The organism is Devosia sp. Root685, assembly GCF_001427875.1.
Taxonomy (GTDB): Bacteria; Pseudomonadota; Alphaproteobacteria; order Rhizobiales; family Devosiaceae; genus Devosia.
On sequence record NZ_LMHK01000002.1, the window covers coordinates 779,500 to 797,167 of the forward strand.

Annotated in this window: 15 protein-coding genes; 4 read left to right on the plus strand and 11 right to left on the minus strand. The window is 61.8% G+C overall.

All coding sequences use genetic code 11. From position 1 onward, the window contains the following. Positions 1–31: 31 nt before the first annotated feature. The gene (locus ASD83_RS12135; protein WP_244489159.1) at positions 32–1,009 is read left to right on the plus strand and encodes a LacI family DNA-binding transcriptional regulator; all 978 of its coding nucleotides are present in this window, start codon (positions 32–34) and stop codon (positions 1,007–1,009) included. 173 nt (positions 1,010–1,182) lie between these two features. Here ASD83_RS12135 and ASD83_RS12140 read toward each other — a convergent pair whose 3' ends face one another. From ASD83_RS12140 to ASD83_RS12175, 8 genes are all read right to left on the minus strand, one after another. Continuing rightward, on the minus strand, positions 1,183–1,905 hold the full coding sequence (locus ASD83_RS12140) for a Bax inhibitor-1/YccA family protein (RefSeq protein ID WP_056311195.1): 723 nt from the start codon (positions 1,903–1,905) through the stop codon (positions 1,183–1,185). Between the two features lie 11 nt (positions 1,906–1,916). After that, positions 1,917–2,678 (minus strand): anti-sigma factor, encoded by a 762-nt coding sequence (locus tag ASD83_RS12145; protein WP_320409107.1) that lies wholly within the window; start codon positions 2,676–2,678, stop codon positions 1,917–1,919. Next, the gene (locus ASD83_RS12150) at positions 2,678–3,163 is read right to left on the minus strand and encodes a sigma-70 family RNA polymerase sigma factor (protein WP_244489160.1); all 486 of its coding nucleotides are present in this window, start codon (positions 3,161–3,163) and stop codon (positions 2,678–2,680) included. Before ASD83_RS12150 ends, ASD83_RS12145 begins: the two co-directional genes overlap by 1 nt. 85 nt (positions 3,164–3,248) lie before the next feature. Further along, complete coding sequence (locus tag ASD83_RS12155) at positions 3,249–3,860, minus strand: TetR/AcrR family transcriptional regulator (protein WP_056311200.1); 612 nt, start codon at positions 3,858–3,860, stop codon at positions 3,249–3,251. A 16-nt stretch (positions 3,861–3,876) separates the two neighbouring features. Next, entirely contained in the window at positions 3,877–5,517 is a 1,641-nt protein-coding gene (locus ASD83_RS12160; RefSeq protein WP_056311202.1) for an ABC transporter ATP-binding protein, read from the minus strand. Continuing rightward, complete coding sequence (locus ASD83_RS12165; protein ID WP_056312383.1) at positions 5,517–6,467, minus strand: ABC transporter permease; 951 nt, start codon at positions 6,465–6,467, stop codon at positions 5,517–5,519. Before ASD83_RS12165 ends, ASD83_RS12160 begins: the two co-directional genes overlap by 1 nt. A gap of 13 nt (positions 6,468–6,480) precedes the next feature. After that, on the minus strand, positions 6,481–7,461 hold the full coding sequence (locus ASD83_RS12170; RefSeq protein ID WP_056311204.1) for an ABC transporter permease: 981 nt from the start codon (positions 7,459–7,461) through the stop codon (positions 6,481–6,483). A 170-nt stretch (positions 7,462–7,631) separates the two neighbouring features. Further along, positions 7,632–9,209, minus strand: coding sequence for an ABC transporter substrate-binding protein (locus ASD83_RS12175; RefSeq protein WP_056311206.1), 1,578 nt, complete (start codon positions 9,207–9,209; stop codon positions 7,632–7,634). A 455-nt stretch (positions 9,210–9,664) separates the two neighbouring features. On the opposite strand from ASD83_RS12175, the gene ASD83_RS12180 reads away from it, so the two are divergent. The 3 genes from ASD83_RS12180 (at position 9,665) to ligD (ending at position 13,905) form a co-directional block, all read left to right on the plus strand. After that, the gene (locus ASD83_RS12180) at positions 9,665–10,411 is read left to right on the plus strand and encodes an SDR family NAD(P)-dependent oxidoreductase (RefSeq protein ID WP_056311208.1); all 747 of its coding nucleotides are present in this window, start codon (positions 9,665–9,667) and stop codon (positions 10,409–10,411) included. Between the two features lie 78 nt (positions 10,412–10,489). Beyond that, entirely contained in the window at positions 10,490–11,341 is an 852-nt protein-coding gene (locus ASD83_RS12185) for a Ku protein (RefSeq protein ID WP_056312385.1), read from the plus strand. A gap of 2 nt (positions 11,342–11,343) precedes the next feature. Further along, complete coding sequence (gene ligD / locus ASD83_RS12190) at positions 11,344–13,905, plus strand: DNA ligase D (RefSeq protein ID WP_056311210.1); 2,562 nt, start codon at positions 11,344–11,346, stop codon at positions 13,903–13,905. Here the strand turns inward: ligD and ASD83_RS12195 are convergent. The 3 genes from ASD83_RS12195 to ASD83_RS12205 are packed head-to-tail and all read right to left on the minus strand — an operon-like array spanning position 13,902 to position 17,626. Then, complete coding sequence (locus ASD83_RS12195) at positions 13,902–14,948, minus strand: glutathione synthetase (protein ID WP_056311212.1); 1,047 nt, start codon at positions 14,946–14,948, stop codon at positions 13,902–13,904. The two genes, ligD and ASD83_RS12195, sit on opposite strands and share 4 nt — an antisense overlap. A gap of 9 nt (positions 14,949–14,957) precedes the next feature. Then, positions 14,958–16,808, minus strand: coding sequence for a flavohemoglobin expression-modulating QEGLA motif protein (locus ASD83_RS12200; RefSeq protein ID WP_056311215.1), 1,851 nt, complete (start codon positions 16,806–16,808; stop codon positions 14,958–14,960). Then, complete coding sequence (locus ASD83_RS12205) at positions 16,805–17,626, minus strand: N-formylglutamate amidohydrolase (RefSeq protein ID WP_056311217.1); 822 nt, start codon at positions 17,624–17,626, stop codon at positions 16,805–16,807. Before ASD83_RS12205 ends, ASD83_RS12200 begins: the two co-directional genes overlap by 4 nt. Positions 17,627–17,668 lie beyond the last annotated feature (42 nt).

Consider the following 17,668-nt stretch of genomic DNA (forward strand, 5'->3'; position numbering starts at 1 on the left):
ATAGAACCTAACAAAACGCAAAGGTGAGCGATTGAAGAAAGTCACGCTGCAAGAGATTGCCGACCAGTTGGGGGTTTCCAAGTTCGCCGTATCGCGCGCACTCGCCGGTAAGGATGGCGTCAGCGAAGAGACGCGCGAGCGGGTGACGGCCAAGGCACTCGAACTGGGCTATCTGCGCGCGGCCGATGGGGCGGCGATCAGGCCGGCAATTCACATCATCTTCAACGATCATGACCCCGTGAACAGCGAACTGTGGATGCAGATGCAAAACGGCATTCAGCGCGAGGCGGATAGTTCTGGATACCAGGTGCAAATCCACTGGACGGCCGAGCCGGAGCGGGTCGAGACCATCGCGCGGGCGAGTGCGGGCGTGGTGTTGGTGGGCCAGCATGATGTGAAGACGCTTGGGATATTGAAGGCCGTGGGCCGGCCGGTGGTGCGGCTCGGCTGGGTGCTGCCGCTCGAACAAGTGGATCAGGTGACCGGTGCCGACCACGAGGCGGGCAATGCCATCGGGCAGTACCTGATCGCGCGCGGGCACAGGCGGATCGGCTTCGTGCATGGCAGCCGGGTGTTACGCGGGCGCATGGAGCGTCTGTTTGGCCTGCGCGAAGCGCTGCTGACCTCGGATCAGGCCAGCGTCGTCGAGGTGCAATTTGGCGAGGAGGGGTTTGCCAATGCGTTCCTCTCGCTCAAGACCGAGGGGGAGCTGCCGACGGCGCTATTTTGCGCGCATGACAGCCTTGGCGTGCATGTCGTTTCTGAATTGCACCGCATGGGACTGCGCGTGCCCGACGACATTTCGGTGGTCGGCTATGGCGATTTTGCCGCCGCAACGCAAATCTCGCCGCCGCTGACGACGGTACGCCTGCCCGGCGCCGATATGGGCATTGCCGCTTTTCGGCTGCTGCTGGAGCGGATGAACAGCAACCGCCATCCCCTGCCGCCGCAGCGGTTGATGCTGGTACCGAACCTGGTGGAACGGGGATCGGTCCGATCGCTGGATTAGGGCGCTTCACCAAGGACGTGGCACAGGGCCTCCACTCTCTCGCCCTCGTGGTTCGAGGCTCCACTGCGTTCCGCACCTCACCATGAGGACTATGGGGTCGTGGCGCTTGGCTATCCAAAGAAAAGGCCGGCGGGACATTTCTGTCGCGCCGGCCCTTTGGCGCCTGGAAATGCCTATTCTTCCGTTTGGCCGGTGAGGCTGAGGAGGAGCTGGAAGATGTTGACAAAACTCAGATAGAGCGACAGGGCGCCCATGACGGCGAGCTTCTGGTTGGCTTCGGCGCCATTGTTTTCGGCAAACTGCTCTTTGATGGTCTGGGTGTCCCAGGCGGTGAGGCCGAGGAAGACGAGGATGCCGATCACCGAAACGGCGAATTGCAGCATGCTCGAACCGAGGAAGATGTTGACGATCGAGGCGATGACGACGCCGACGAGACCCATGATCAGGAACGAGCCGAATTTGGTCAGGTCGGTCTTGGTCGTATAGCCATAAAGGCTCATGGCGCCGAACATGGCGGCCGAGATGAAGAAGGTGCGGGCAATGCTGGCACCGGTAAAGACCAGGAAGATCGAGGCCATGGAAAGACCCATGACGGCGCAGAAGGCCCAGAACATGGTCTGTGCGGCGCCGGCCGAGATCGAATTGACCTTGAACGAGAAGAACATCACGAAGGCGAGCGGGGCGAACATCACCACCCATTTGAGCGGTGACGAGAAGATCGGCACATAAAGCGCCGGGGTCGAGCCGACGAAGAAGGCCACGAGGCCGGTGATGACCAGTCCAAGGCCCATATAATTATAGACCCGCAGCATGTGTTGCCGGAGGCCCTCGTCAAAGGCGGCACCGGCCATGGTGGATGCCGGATTGCTCCAGCGCGATTGTGGCTGCAAGGCCATGGTAGTCTCCGTCAGTAGAGGGAATCGAAAAGGGAGCCGGCGGCGCGGGACACCTCGCCGGGCGGAGCGCTCGCAACGAGCGCATAGGCGATGTCGCCGAACTGCCAATAGGCCGTCGTCGTATCATCGACATGGCGCGTCGAGGGACGCTCGACGATGAACTGGCCGGGGCGCGCGGCAAAGAGCGAGACGGCCCCGAGAGCGCCGGCATTGACGGCAAGCTCGACGCTGGGGCCGAAATGGGAGGGATAGACCTGCACGTCGGTCACCGCCCAGCCTTGCGGCAGTTTCGGCATGCGAATGGCGGTCTCGGTGAGCAGTTCGGCCGGATCGTAATCGGTGACGCGCGGCTGTGAATCCATGCCGGCGCGGAGGGCCGTGATGTGGTGGGCCTCGACGGCGGCGGTAACATATTCGGGGACGCTGCTGGAGGCCTGGGCGGGAAGTGTACCGAGCTGGCTATGGGCAATCCAGCCGGCGCTGAGAAGGAAGGACGCGGCCGCAAGCGGACGCAGGCGGCGGAAGAACTGACCGCGATGGAGGCGCCCTTCGAGGCGCCGCGCCATGTCGCTCGTTGCCGGCATGGGGGGCACTTCGTCGCCGGCAAGGGCCAGGCGCAATTCGTCGCGCATGCGAAGGTCGGTCATGACCTGGGCCGCAATATCGGGGTGCTGGGAGAGCCAATGCTCGATCTCGATACGGCGCGAGACGTCGAGCTGATCGTCGACATAGGCCGCCAGTTCCAGGGGGTCGACTGTTTCAATGTTCCGCATCATTCGCCTCCTTTGATCAGTCTCAGGGCCGGGCCGCTTTCCCAGCGCCGCAGGGCTTCACGCCCGCGCGAGATGCGCGACATGACGGTGCCTGCAGGGACACCCAGCACGGTGGCCGCCTCCTCGTAGCTGAGGCCTTCGATGGTCACCAGATGCATGGCCTCGCGCTGCTCGTCGGGCAGCGTATCGAAGGCGCGGCGCACCTGATTGAGGCGGACGCTATCGAGCTGGTTGGGCGCCAGCGTATCGGCGGTTTGCGCGGCAAAATCCCGATCGCGGGCCGCCGCGCTTTTGCCGGAACGGACGCGGTCGATGTGCAGGTTATGCACAATCGACATCAACCAACCGCGGAGGTTCCCCGCGGGATTGTAGGTGACGCTGCGCTCCATGGCGCGCACCAGAGCATCGTGCACGAGATCTTCGGCATCGCTCGGACGTCGCGTCAGGCTCAGCGCATAGCGGCGCAGAGCCGGAAGCTCGCTCATGACCTCGGATTTGTGGGGCTTGCGCGGGACCATTGCCTATATACGGACAAAAGGGTGCGGCTCTTCCATAGCGGGGAAGAAAAACTTAGGCCGAGGCCAGTTGGGCTTCGGGTGCGGGTTCGCAGACGCCGGGTTCGAAGAGATCGAGGAGTTGGCCGGCATAGAGATCGAGATCGATGGTCGCGTCATGCGCCCATTGGAGGAGCCCGCTTTCGAGCGCGCCTGATATGGCGGTGGCAACGACGCCGGCATCGAAGGATTTGAAGGCGCCACGATCTTGTCCGGCAGTCAGCGTGCCGACGAGCCAATCTTTCTGCTCGCGCCAGACGGCGAGGTGGTCGGAAACTTCCGAGCCCCCTGCCCTTGTGGATGCGAGGTGGCGGAGGGCCAAAACTTCGGCGCGGTGCTTTTTGACGTAGCTCAGATGGCCGGTGACGAAGGCGGAGACGCGTTGCCATTCATCGTCGAGCGCTTCGGCGTCCTCGACGACAGCTTCTGCCATCCGCTCGTGGACGCCGGCAAGGACGGCATCGAAAAGACCGTCCTTGCTGCCGAAATAGTAGCAGATGATGCCCTTGGCGACTTTCGCTTCGGACGCCACGCGGGAGAGCGAAGTTCCGGCGACGCCATCGCGCACGAGGACGGCGATCGTGCAATCGATGATGTGCCTGCGTCGCTTTGCTTCGAGGGACTTCATCTCATGCACGCCCCGCTCAGGCGACTTTGGAGATGTCGGGAACGGCGTCCAGAAGCATTCTCGTATAGTCGGCCTGCGGACTATCGAAGATCGCGTCGGTCGGTCCGCGTTCGACCAGCACGCCATTGTGAAGCACGCCGACGGAGGTCGACATCTGCCGCACGACGGCGAGATTGTGGCTGATGAGGAGATAGGTGAGCCCGAATTCGGACTGCAACTCGCTCATCAGGTCCAGCACCTGCGCCTGCACCGAAACGTCGAGGGCCGAGGTCGGCTCGTCGCAGACGATGAACTCGGGTTGGCTCGACAGGGCCCTTGCAATGGCGATGCGCTGGCGCTGGCCGCCGGAAAATTCATGCGGGAACTTTCGCATGACGGAGGGATCGAGGCGCACCTTGTCGAGGAGCGCGGCAACGCGGTGCTCGACTTCGGTTTTGTTGCGGGCAAGGCCCAGGGTCCGCATGGGTTCGGCGATGATATCCCTAACCCGCCAGCGCGGATTGAGGCTGGCATAGGGGTCCTGGAAAATCATCTGCACGCGCTTGCGGCGTTCCTGATGTCCGGCGCCACCGGCCCAGATATCGTGGCCATCGACGGTGATGTGACCCGCGGACGGACGCACGAGGCCGACGATCATCTTGGCGCAGGTGGATTTGCCCGAGCCGCTTTCGCCCACGAGACCAAAAGTTCTGCCCTTGGGGATCGAGAAGCTCACATCATCGACCGCCCGGAACATTTCGACCTTGCCGGGGAGGAGTTTGGTAAAGCTGCCGCGGCCGAGTTCGAAATCGCGGACGAGGTTTTTGACCTGTACATAGGCGCTGTCGTCATTGGCGGGTGCTGCCGAAGCGATATGGCCTTCCCTACGCTCGATCGTCGGGATCGAGTCGATCAGCTTGACCGTATAGGGCTCGCGCGGGCGGCGGATGATGTCGCCCACTGTGCCGGTTTCGACCACCTTGCCATGGTGCATGACCACTAGCCGGTCGGCGGTCTGGGCGATGACGCCCATATCGTGGGTGATGAGCATCACCGCGGCGCCGTGATTGGTGCAGAGCTTTTTCAGCACCTTGATGATCTGGGCCTGCACCGAAACATCGAGGGCAGAGGTCGGTTCGTCGGCAATGATCAGTTCGGGCTCTGCGGCGATGGCAAGGGCGATGACGACGCGCTGGCGCATGCCGCCCGAGAACTGGTGCGGATAGCTATCGATACGTTCGGCGGCCTTGGGAATGCCGGCTTCGGTCAGAAGATCGATGGCCTTTTGCCGGGCTTCACTTTCGTTGAGCGGCAGGTGGGCGCGGATGGTTTCGGTCAACTGCCGGCCTACCGTATAGAGCGGGTTGAGGCTCGTCAGCGGGTCCTGAAATACCATGCCGATGCGCTTGCCGCGCAGCTTGGCTTTTTCGGGCTCGCCGAGATTGTCGATGCGCTCGCCCTTGAGGCGGATTTCGCCGCTCGAAATGCGACCGGGGCGCTCGATAAGGCCGATAACGGCGGAGCCGGTCATCGACTTGCCGGCGCCGGATTCACCGACAACGCCGACGACTTCGCCGGGCATGATGTCGAAGGAGACACCGTCCACCGCGCGGAAAACCTCGTCATGGAAAGGGAAGTCGACGACGAGATTTTTTATGGAAAGAACAGGTGTGGTCATCAGCGCAACTTCGGATTGAGGGCGTCGCGCAGCCAGTCACCCAGAAGGTTGACCGAGAGCGCCAAGAGCACCAGCGTGATGGCGGGGAAGAGCAGGATCCACCACTCTCCGGAGAACAGGAACTGCTGGCCGATACGGATCAGCGTTCCCAATGAAGGCTGGGTCGGGGGCACGCCGACGCCGAGATAGGAGAGAGTCGCTTCCTCGATGATGGCGAGCGCGAGGCCAATGGTGCCGATGACGAGGACGGGGCCGACGACATTGGGCAGCACATGGCGGAGAAGGATGATGAACGGATTGACGCCGAGAATGCGGGCGGCCGCCACATAATCCTTCTGCCGCTCGACCATGGTGGCGCCGCGCACGGCGCGGGCGAACTGCGCCCAATTGGCGAGACCAATGGCAAGAATAAGCACCCAGATGGCGGCGCCTTCCTGCTGGTTGGGCGGAATGATGCCGCGCGCCACGCCGAAAATGAGAAGGGCGATGAGAATGGCGGGGAAGGAGAGCTGCACGTCGGCGACGCGCATGATCACGGCATCCCAGATGCCGCCGACATAGCCGGCGACGAGGCCGAGGCCGACGCCCATGACCATGGCAAAGAGCGTCGCCATGGCGCCGACGAAAAGCGAGACGCGCGAGCCGTACATGATGGTCGAGAGCACGTCGCGACCCTGACTATCGGTACCGAGAGCGAAGTAGCGGCCGCCCATCGAATTGGAATTGGGCGGGGTAAAACCGTCCATGAGATTGAGGGTCGCGGGATTGAACGGGTTGTAGGGGGCCAAGAGGGGCGCGAACACCGCCATGGAAACCAGGAGGAACGCCACGATGGAGGCGACCACCGTCACCGGGGAACGGCGATAGGACCAGACGATGTCCGAGCGCCAAAAGGTTTTCCAGCGCGAGGTTTTGGCAGCAGGAACCGGCTGCTCGGGGGAATGGGGCAGATCGGTCAAGATGCTACCTCCCGGATTTGGCGCCGTCGCGCAGACGCGGATCGACGATGAAATAGAGGATGTCGACGATGAGGTTGATGATCACAAAAATCAGCGCGACGAAGACGAGGTAGGCGGCCATCACGGGCACATCGACCGCGGCCACCGAATTGACGAACAGGGAGCCGACGCCGGGCCACTGGAACACCGTTTCGGTGATGATGGCGAAGGCGATGACCGAGCCCAATTGCAGGCCGGTAATGGTGATCACCGGCACCATGGTGTTTTTGAGCGCATGGCCGAAATTGATCGCCCGCTGGGAGAGACCGCGCGCTCTTGCGAAGCGGATATAGTCGGTGCGCAGCACTTCCATCATTTCCGCACGCACGAGGCGCATGATGAGGGTCAACTGGAACAGCGACAGGGTGATGGCGGGGAGGATGAGTGAGCGCAGGCCCGATTGGGTAAGCAGACCTGTGCGCCACCAGCCGATCTGGATGACTTCGCCGCGCCCGAAGGACGGCAGCCACTTCAATTCGACGGCGAAGATGTAGATGAGCCCAATGCCGATAAGAAAGGTCGGCAGGGAAACGCCGACCAGCGACAGTGTCATGATAACACCGGTCGAAAAAGCGCGCTGCTTGAGAGCGGTGTAGACCCCGAGAAAGACGCCGAAGACCAGCGCAATGATCGAGGAGGCGACGGCCAACTCGATGGTGGCCGGCAGGCGCTCGAAGATCAACTGGCTAACCGGCTGTTGCAGCCGATAGGACACGCCGAACTGGCCCTGGAGCGCGTTGACCACGAAGTGGAAGAACTGGATGTAGAAGGGCTGGTTGAGCCCGAGGCGTTCGCGCGCCTCCTCATAGTCGGCCATGGTCGCATCCTGGCTAAGCAGGTTTGCCAAGGGATCACCGACATATCGGAAGACGAGGAAGGCGATAAACGCCACGACAAGCATGACGATGACGGACTGCAGCAGCCGCCGGGCGATGAAGGCGAGCATGGGCGCCCCTTACAGCGTGTCTCCTGAAAGTGGTTCCGGTTTCAGGACAAAGACACGCGCCAGAAAAAGGCTAAAGCGCAACCGGCCGATCCCTTGGGATCGGAACGCGCTTTAGGCGGCGGACCGCCGCGAGAGGAAAACTCTACGCGGCGGCCCGGGATTTCAGCGCTTTACTCGAAAGTGACCGTGGTCATGTTCGGCTGGTTTTCCGGCTGAACCGGCAGCGTCACACCCGAACGCATGGCATAGGCCAGCACCTGATTGTGCACCGGCAGCAGCACGCGGTCAGCCTTCACGGTGGCCCAGATGTCGGCGACGGTCGCGTCGCGCTTGGCCTGGTCGCTCTCGGTGCCGAGCGAGATGATCTTCGCGTCGAGTTCGGGATTGACGTAGAGGCCGACATTATAGGTGCCGTGCGTGTCGGTCTTGGTGTGCACCAGATCGTTGAACACATAGGCGCTATCGAAGGTCGGGACACCCCAGCCGAGGAGATAGAAATCGGACTCGTTGGCAAGGATGATCGGGGAATGTTCGGCGACCGGGCGCGAGGCCAGGGTCACCTGGATGCCGATCTGGCCGAGCATGCCGACATAGGCGGTCGAGATCGCCTCGTCGTTGACATAGCGGTTGTTCGGCGTGTCGAGGGTGACGGAGAAGCCATCGGCATAGCCGGCTTCAGCCATCAGTTCCTTGGCACGTTCCACGTTCGGCGCCGGATAGGCGTCAAGTTCTTCGGTCCAGCCAGCAACGAAGGGCGGGTTGGGGATGCCGGTCGGGATGGACTGGCCGCGCATCACCACCTTCTGGATGGCGTCGCGATCGAGCGCCAGTTCCATGGCTTCGCGCACCAGCGGATTGTTGAAGGGGTTGCTATCGGTGATGTTGGACGACTTCAGCGGTTCTTCGCCGAACTTGTAGCCGAAATAGATGAAGCGATTTTCCGGACCCGTTTCGACCTTGAAGCCTTCGGTCGAGGATAGACGCTCGATATCCTGCGGCGGCACGTCCTGGACGATGTCGACTTCGCCCGAAAGCAGCGCCGAGATGCGGGTCTGCGCGTCGGCAATGACCAGGTATTCGACGCCGGTCACCGCCGGAGCCTCGCCCCACCATTCCGGGTTCGACGCGAGGACAGTTTTCACATCGACTTCACGCGACACCAGCGTATAGGGGCCGGTGCCATTGGTGTTGAGAACGGAGTGGTTGGAGGCGCCGCTGGCAAAATCCTGAACCGTGGCGAGATCGTTCTCGTCGGCCCAGGTCTTGTCCATGATGAAGGTGTTGGTGAGGTTGTTGGGGTAGATGAGCGAAGGGCCGGCCATCTGGAATTCGACGGTATAATCGTCGACCGCAGTCACACCTTCCACGACGGAATGGAGCTGCTTCATGTTCGAGAATTCGCTCTTGGCGCGGGTGATCGAATAGACCACGTCCTCGGCGGTGAAGTCGGCGCCATTATGGAATTTGACGCCTTCGCGCAGCTTGAACACCCAGACGGTGTCGTCGCCTTCCTTCAGTGCCCATTCGGTAGCGAGGCGCGGCGTCAGCGTGCCATCGTTGTCGCGGCCAACCAGCGTCTCATAGATGTGATGGGCCAGGGTGTGCGTATTGCCCTGGTTTTGCGAATGCGGGTCCAAGGTGAGTGCGTCCGATGAGCGGGCCCAGCGGATGGTCTCGGCATTGGCCACACCGGCGAGCATGGTCGTAGCGGCAAGCGCTGCGGCAATGCGAGTCAGTGAAGTGTGCATTAGCGTTCTCTCCGTTCCTGAATAAGCGCCTTCTCGAAATAGATGAGCGGAAGGCTTGGGCCACACGAAAGCCCAATTTTATCTGGAGTGCAATTGAACAAACCGGAGCGCAATAGTCACAACCCCACCACAAAGCTGTTACAAACACCGAACCGAACGGATTTTATCAAATCAGTACGGCGATCAATTTGCAGAATTACTGATCAATACATGACGTGCGGTTTCGCACGTCATGTATACGGAGGGAAGTTGGGATTTCTTCCATGGTCCCACAAAAATTCCCGCAAAGCCTACGGCTCTCGCTGGCAGAGAGCGCCCAAAACCACGACGCATCGCGCTGTTGGGTCTGGCTTTTCTCCCGGTCTTCCCGCTACCTTCGCGGGGCCGAAGCAACGACTTTGGCGAGACCGCCCGGAAAGCCTTGAACAAGGTCCGGCGGCCGAGGAGAGAATGGAATGAATCAGATCGACCTCAACGGCCAGGTTGCCGTCATCACCGGCGGCGCGCAGGGCCTGGGATTTGCGATGGCCAAACGCATGCTCGATTCCGGTGCCAAGGTCAGCCTTTGGGACCGCGACGAGGAGACGCTGGCCAAGGCGGTCGGCGCGCTGGGCGCAGGTGCTTCGAGCCAGGTGGTGGATATCACCGACCTCGATGGGCTCGTTGAGGCGCATGCGCGGGTCGAGGCGAAGGTTGGCGGGGTATCGATCCTTGTCAATTCAGCCGGCGTTGCGGGCAGCAATGCGAGCCTTGACCAGTATGATCCGGACGAGTGGCGGCGCGTTGTGGAAATCAATCTCAACGGCACGTTCTACGTCAACAAAGTCGTCGTGCCGGCGATGAAGGCGCGCAATTACGGACGCATCGTCAATATTTCCTCGGTGGCCGGCAAGGAGGGAAACCCCAACCTTTCGGCCTATTCGGCGGCCAAGGCGGGCGTGATCGGCCTGACCAAATCGCTTGGCAAGGAGCTGGCGGGCTTTGATATCGCGGTCAATGCCATCACCCCGGCCACGGCCAAGACGCGCATTCTCGACACGCTGACCGACGAATTCATCCAATACATGCTGACCCGGATTCCGCGGGGAAGATTTCTGGAGGTCGATGAAGCGGCGGCAATGGTGGCTTGGCTCGTCTCCAAGGAGAACAGTTTTACCACTGCCTCGGTGTTCGACCTTTCGGGCGGACGCTGCACCTATTGATCTGACACCGGCGGGAATCGGAACAGCTCGGCACATCGGGCGTTGAGTCGGCGCAACACCGAACATCAGGGTTCCGCCATGCCTGCTTCGCGCCCGATCTGGAAAGGCCAGCTCCGTCTCTCGCTGGTTGCCATTCCCGTCGAATTGTTCAGCGCCGCCCGCCCCAGCGCCAAGCCGAGTTTTCGGCAAATCCACGAACCGACGGGCAAGCCCATTCACTACGAAAAGGTGGTGACCGGCGTGGGTCCGGTGGACAAGGACGAGATCATCAAGGGGTTCGAATACGAAAAGGGCGACTATGTCCTGATGACGGATGACGAAATCGATGCGGTGAGGCTCGAAACGCGCAAGACGCTGGAACTGACCCAGTTTGTCGGCGCTTGCGAGATCGACCCGATCTTTTACGACAAATCCTATTTCGTCGTGCCCACCGATGAACTGGCCGAAGACGCCTTCCGGGTCATCCGCGATGCCCTGCGCAAAACCGAGAAGGTCGGGCTGGGGCAGCTTTCCATGCGCGGCAAGGAATATCTGGCAGCGATCAAACCGAGCGGCACCGGACTGATGCTCGAAACCCTGCATTACGAGGAAGAGCTGCGAAAGGCCGATCCGTTCTTTTCGCAGATTTCGGCCAAGAAAGCCGAACCGGACCTGTTGGAAGTCGCGACGGCGCTGATCGAGAAAAAGACCGCGCCATTCGATGCCGGGGCCTTCAAGGACCACTATCAGGCAGCCCTGCACGACCTGATCAAGCGCAAGATGAAGGCCAAGGGCCGCAAGATTACGGCGACGGAAGAAGCAACGCCCGAACGGCCGAGCGGCAAGAATGTCGTCGATCTGATGTCGGCGCTCAAGGAAAGCCTCGAAGGCGGCGGGCGGAAAAAACCGGCATCGACCGGCAAAGCCGCGCCGCGCAAGAAGGCAAGCTGACCATGGCCAGCAAGGCGCAGGATCTGCTGAAGGACTACAAGGCCAAGCGCAACTTCGCGAGGACGCAGGAACCAGCGGGCGCTGAGCCGGGCAAGGGCAAGGTCGAGCGCGGCTCGTTCGTCGTGCAAAAGCACGATGCGACCCGGCTGCACTATGATTTCCGCATCGAACTCGACGGCGTGCTGAAAAGCTGGGCCGTCACGAAAGGGCCCTCGAACAATCCCGGCGACAAGCGCCTCGCGGTGCGCGTGGAGGACCATCCGCTCGAATATGGCGGTTTTGAAGGCACCATTCCGGCGGAGGAATATGGCGGCGGCACGGTCATGCTTTGGGACCGGGGGACGTGGGAGCCGATCGGGGATCCGCATGAGGGCCTTGAGAGTGGCGACCTGAAAATTCGTCTCTTCGGGGAGCGCATGAAGGGCGAATATGTGCTGGTGCACATGAAGGGGCGCGACAACAAGCTGCGCTCCGGCGCGGTGCGGGAGAACTGGCTGCTGATAAAGCACCGGGATTCCTATGCGCGCGACAAGGACACGCTGACGACGCGCTTTACGCGCTCGGTCGCGACGGGGCGCGATTTCAAGGAAATCATCGGCGGCGCCGAGCCCAAGAAGGCGACGAATGTCGAGGCCGATGCTGTCTGGCACTCCGACCCCGAAGAGGCGGAAAAGGCCGACCAGAAAACCCGGAGCATCGGCAAGGCCAAAACCGGTAAGACGCCTGCCTTTCGGCCCGTACAATTGGCAATACTCGTAGACAGCGTGCCTGAGGGCGAGGATTGGCTCTTCGAGATGAAATATGACGGCTATCGCTGTCTGGCCGCTGTGGCCGGGGACAGCGTGCGGCTCTATACGCGCAGTGGGCTCGACTGGACCGAACAATTTGGCGCGCTGGTCGAACCCCTCCAAAAGCTGAAAATCGGATCGGCTGTGATCGATGGCGAAGTCTGCGCTTTCGATGGCAAGGGCAAGACGGATTTTACGACGCTCAAGAATGTGCTGTCCGACGGGGGGCGGCTCGAATACTTTGCTTTCGACCTGCTCGAAGCCGATGGCAAGGATTTGACCAGGCGCCCGCTGATCGAGCGCAAGGCGGCGCTCGAAAAACTGCTCGCCAAATCGGCGAAAACGGGACCCATCCAGTATTCATCGCATGTGGCGGGGCACGGCCAGAAAGTGCTCGATGCGCTTTGCCGGGACGGGTACGAGGGCGTTATCGCCAAGCTGGCGGACGCGCCCTATCGTGGCGAGCGCAGCCGCAACTGGCTCAAGATCAAGTGCCTCAAACGGCAGGAATTCGTCATTGGCGGCTGGTCGCCATCGACCAAGCGGCACGGCTTCGCCTCGCTGCTGCTGGGCACGATCGAGAAGGGAAAACTTCTCTATCGCGGCCGCGTCGGCACTGGGTTTACCGAGGATAGTCTGGCTGAACTCGGCGGGCGGCTGAAACAACTGGAGCGCAAGACCAGCCCCTTTGTCGCGGTGCCCAAGGAACGGGCGCGGGGCGTGCATTGGGTGACGCCCGAACTCGTGGCCGAGATCGCCTATACCGAATTGACCGGAGACGACATTCTGCGTCACCCGAGCTTTATTGGTCTGAGGGGTGACAAGCCCGCTGAGGAGGTTGGCATGGAAAAAGCCGAAACGCTCGATGATGGTGAGGAGGTCGCCGAACGCCTCGGGGTGCGCCTGACTTCACCCGATCGCGTCGTCTATCCGGGCCAGGGGATCACCAAGGCGCAACTGGTCGCCTATTATGACGATGTCGCCGCGGCGATGATGCCGCATATCGAGAACCGGCCATTGAGCCTTGTTCGTTGCCCGCAGGGGCGCACCAAGCACTGCTTTTTTCAGAAGCACGACACGGGCGGCTTTCCCCCGCAACTGCTCTCGAAACCGATCATCGAGAAGGACGGCAGCAAGGAAAGCTATTTTTATATCAAGGATGTAGCGGGGCTGATCGCGGGCACGCAGATGAACGTGCTCGAATGGCATATCTGGGGCTCACGCTTTCCGAAGGTGGAAAAGCCCGACAGGCTGGTGTTTGACATCGATCCCGATGAAGGTCTCGATTTTTCCGCCATCACCAGCGCCGCGACCGATATTCGGGATCGGCTGGAAGCGCTTGGTCTTAAGAGTTATCCGCTGGTTTCGGGGGGCAAGGGTATCCATGTCGTCGTGCCGCTGAAGCCGGGCAAGGACTGGACCGAGGTCAAGGAATTCTGCCGCTCCTTTGTGGGGGCAATGGCGGAGGAGGAGCCGGATCGCTTTACCGCCAATCTCTCCAAGGCAAAGCGGAAGGGTCGGCTTTTTCTCGACTATTTGCGCAATGAGCGCGGCTCGACCGCTATCTGTCCGTGGTCCGTTCGCTCGCGTGAAGGCGCCCCGGTCGCGGTGCCCGTAACCTGGGATGAAGTGCCAAAACTCAAGGGCGCCAATCTCTTTTCGCTCGAAACAGCCGCCCAGCGCGCCCGCGATGGGGACGCCTGGGCGGGGTATTTTGATGAAAAGCAGTCGCTGACCGCCAAAATGCTGAAGGCGGCCATCCGCGATGGCGCTTAAAGCGTTGCCAGTTCGCGATTGCTGATCCGCTTGTTGTAGCCGTCGCGGATGGTCATCTTTTCCTCGAGGGCGGTGATGACGCTCTCGGAGAAATTGGTGTCGTACATGGTCGAAAGATTATTGAGACCACCGGGCGTGAAGACGTTGATCTCCAGCACCTTGTCGCCGACGATATCGAGGCCGACGAGGAACATGCCGTCCTGAATGAGCTTGGGACGCACCGTTTCGGCAATCTTGAGCATGGTGTCGGTGACCTCGACGGGCGCTGGCCCGCCACCGACATGGACGTTGGAGCGGATTTCGCCCTTGGCGGGGACCCGGCGGAAGGCGGCATATTTGCCTTCGCGCATCAGCGGGCGGCCGTTCATCATGAAAAAGCGCACGTCGCCCTCGGTCGCCTCGGGCATATAGGCCTGGGCGATCAGATAGCCTTCCCCGCTCACCGCCTCGAAAATCTGGTTGAGGTTCTGATCCTTGGGCGAGGCGATCTTGAAGACGTTCTTGCCGCCCGAGCCCTGCAGTGGCTTGACGATGGCGCCGCCCTTCTGGCCATCGATAAACGCGCGGATTTCGACGATGTTCTTGGAAATCAGCGTTGTCGGACGGACGACGGACGGAAAGTCCTGGAAGTAGAGCTTGTTCTGCGCCTGCGCCAAGCCGTCGGGGTCGTTGACGACAAGCGTGCCGCGTTGCGCCGCCATACGGCCGAAGATAACCCCGATATTGGCGGCCCATGGCCTGTTGGTGGCGTCGAGCGAAGGATCGTTGCGCAGGAACAGCACATCGATCTCGCCGATATCGAAGCGCTTGGCTTCGCTCTTGTCGCTCTGAAGATCACGATGCAGCGTTTCGGGCTTCTTGTAACTCGACGAGGGCAGTACCCTGCCCCAGACAGAGAGGCTGTCATCGTCGCGGAGAACGAAATCCTCGGGGGTCACATAGCAGATGTCGTGGCCCATATTGAGCGCGGCCAGGGCCAGCGTGGTGGTGGAAAAATTGGGGGTCTCGTCCTCGATGGAATTGACGAAGAATGCAATGCGCAAGCCGGCCTCCTAAGCAGCGATAAGGTCGATGGGGGAAAGACCGGCACGCAGCCGGTCGAGGCGCGCGGTGGCGCCATTTGCGGAGAGAAATTGTGGTTCGAGCCGGGGCGCCCGAAGGAGGCCACGAGTGCTCAATTCCTGCATGGTGCTCATATGGCGCGCCGCGATCTTGCCCAGCCAGAACGGATCTAGGGCGCCACCGCCGCGCAGGTGTGCGAGAATTTCGAGGAGGCCGCGGAGATAGATCGCGTCCTTGGCCAGCCCCCCGCCCCGATGGACACGCAGGGTGGCGTTGAAGGCACTGGCTTCGGCAAAGCCATGCTCCTTGGTCAGGAGCCGAAAAGTGTCGACAAAGCCGGCGCCGTCGAGCATGCCGGCAACAGCCAGCACACGCCCGGCAAGAAGCCGCAGGCGCGTCGCGGTCATGCCGCCGGCGAGATATTCTGCGAGCACTGCCAGCCCTTCCTGCGCGCCTTCATAGCCGGCAAGGCCGGACCTGAAGAGCCGGAGGCCGTGACCGGAGCCGTTATAGTAGGTCAGCATGTGCACACCGACTTCGTGGCTTAAAAGCGCCTCGACCCGGCCGCGCGGCATGGTGGTGCTGCGCGCAATCAGCAGCCGCCCGTTTGACACCATCAGGCCGGCAGGCAAGTCATCGCGCACGTCGATCTCGACGCCAAATCCGTCGGACTGTTTGGAATAGCGCTCGATCATGGCGCGGGCCCGGCGCTCGACGAAGCGATAGTCGACCGCGTCAGCTTCGCCGGCATCGGGCTTTGGTTTCGTCGCGGCGAGGATGGTCTTTGCGGCATCTTCCAGCCGGGGCTCCACCGAGCGGTAGAGTGCCCGGCTGAGTTCCTTGAACGACCTGGTATTACGCTGGGAGAGCATCGAGAGTTGCAGGTCGAGCTCGGCCTGTTTTTCCCGATAGAGCGAGGTCAGCACCGGGTCCTCGAAATGATCGAGATTGATGCTGAAAAGGGCTTTCTTGGCCTGGGCCACGTCGATGGCGAGGGGCCGATAGAGCAGCGTCGGAGGACGCTCGAACTGTGATTTGGCAAAGTCGGCCCAGGCCGCGTCGGCATTGATGGGCGTGACGGCGAGGAGAAAGTCGAACTGGCTGGCGATGTCATCGACGGCCCGGTCGGCGCGGGAAACGGCATCGACGAAAACGCGTCGCCCCAGAGCCCGATGGGTCGCGGGCGAGAGCCCGGTTTCGGCCCGGCCGAATTCGGCCGCACCACGCAGGGCGGCGTCGAAGACGTTTTCCACCAGCCGCTCGCGCAGCTCGGGATAGACTGCCTTGGACTGCGGCACTTTGTAGATCGGGGCAAAGCGTATGGTCAGCGCCGGAATGCCGGGGGTCGAGCGGGCAAGGCCGGCATGCGGGTCTTCGGTAAGCTCGAACCGCTCGATGCGGGGGGCGCGATAGCGTGCGTCCACCTTTTCAAAGGCGCTGACAAAGGCGGAGAGGGCCGCCTGCGCGCCCTTTTCTGCTCCGGCCGAGACGCTGACCGCAAAGGGCGCCAGATAGGGTGCGTCGGCGGCGAGCTTGTCTTCGGCCAGTTCGGCCACATCGATCAGCAGGAAGGCGCCGAAGCGGGCCTCCATGGCCTTGCTGACAAGGCCGATGACCTGCGCCGCATCCTTGCGGTTCTGCGCCAGAAGGTAGGATGCATTGGCCATGACGGCAGCGCGGGCGGCAGCCTGTCCGCCTCGGCCGATATGAACGACGAGGAAGTGCATGGGCCGATCGATATAGAGGCGCCCGCGCCCGGCGAGATCGAAGCGTATGGGGCCATCCGCTTCGAGGCAGGTCTTCAATGCGTCGAGATCGATTTTTGCGGCCGTGCCGCTCATGGCCGTGCACCAAGGGTCTGTTCAAGACCCGGCAGCGCAGCGCGTACGGCGGCACGCAGTTCGGCTATTGCTGCCTCATCCGGCTGGCCGGTCCATTCGTCCATGAAGATTTTCTTGAACTCGACGGCGATGGCGCAGCCGGTTTTTGGGAAATGCTCATGCACGAACCGCGTCTGTTCGCCCTTGCCTTGAAAGGCGACATTCTCTCGCACATCGAGCGGCCTTCCGCCGACGCTATGCTGACGAAGGGTATCGATGAAGGGATCGAGCACATGGGTCCAGCGGGCGCGGTCCATCGAAGACGTGCCGATATTGATGTCGGGGGCGTCTTCCTGTTGCGTCGCCAGGGCTTCGGGACCGGCGCGGCGATGATTATAGCTGTGCATGTCGAGCAGCACGAAACCGCCGTGCTCGGCTTCGATGCCGGTCAGGACGTGGCACAGGGCGGAATAGTAGCTAGCGTGCTGGCGCATCAAGATGGCGATGTCTTGCTCGCCTGGCGGCTCGCGCCAGACTTCGAGGCCCCAGGATTGCTCCGGGGTGAGATAGATCGCGCCTTCGGGAGCGCGATTAAGGTCGAGTTCGAACCGCGAGCGATAGACGGTGATGCGGTTGGGAATATCGGCCATGAACCGGGCGGTGAAGGGATCTTCCTCACGAAGGCGGCCTGTTTCATCGAGCGCCATGCTGGCCAAGAGGTGCGGCTGGACCAGATGTCCATCGTGAATGGCGGTGCCGATAAGGGGAGATCGGGCCCGTTCGATTGACCACAGGCGGTTAGACTGGCTATCGGAGAGAGAACTGACGCTTGGTTCCATGGGCAGGGAACGTGCCTGTGTGGCGGGAAGTTCCTTTGGAGG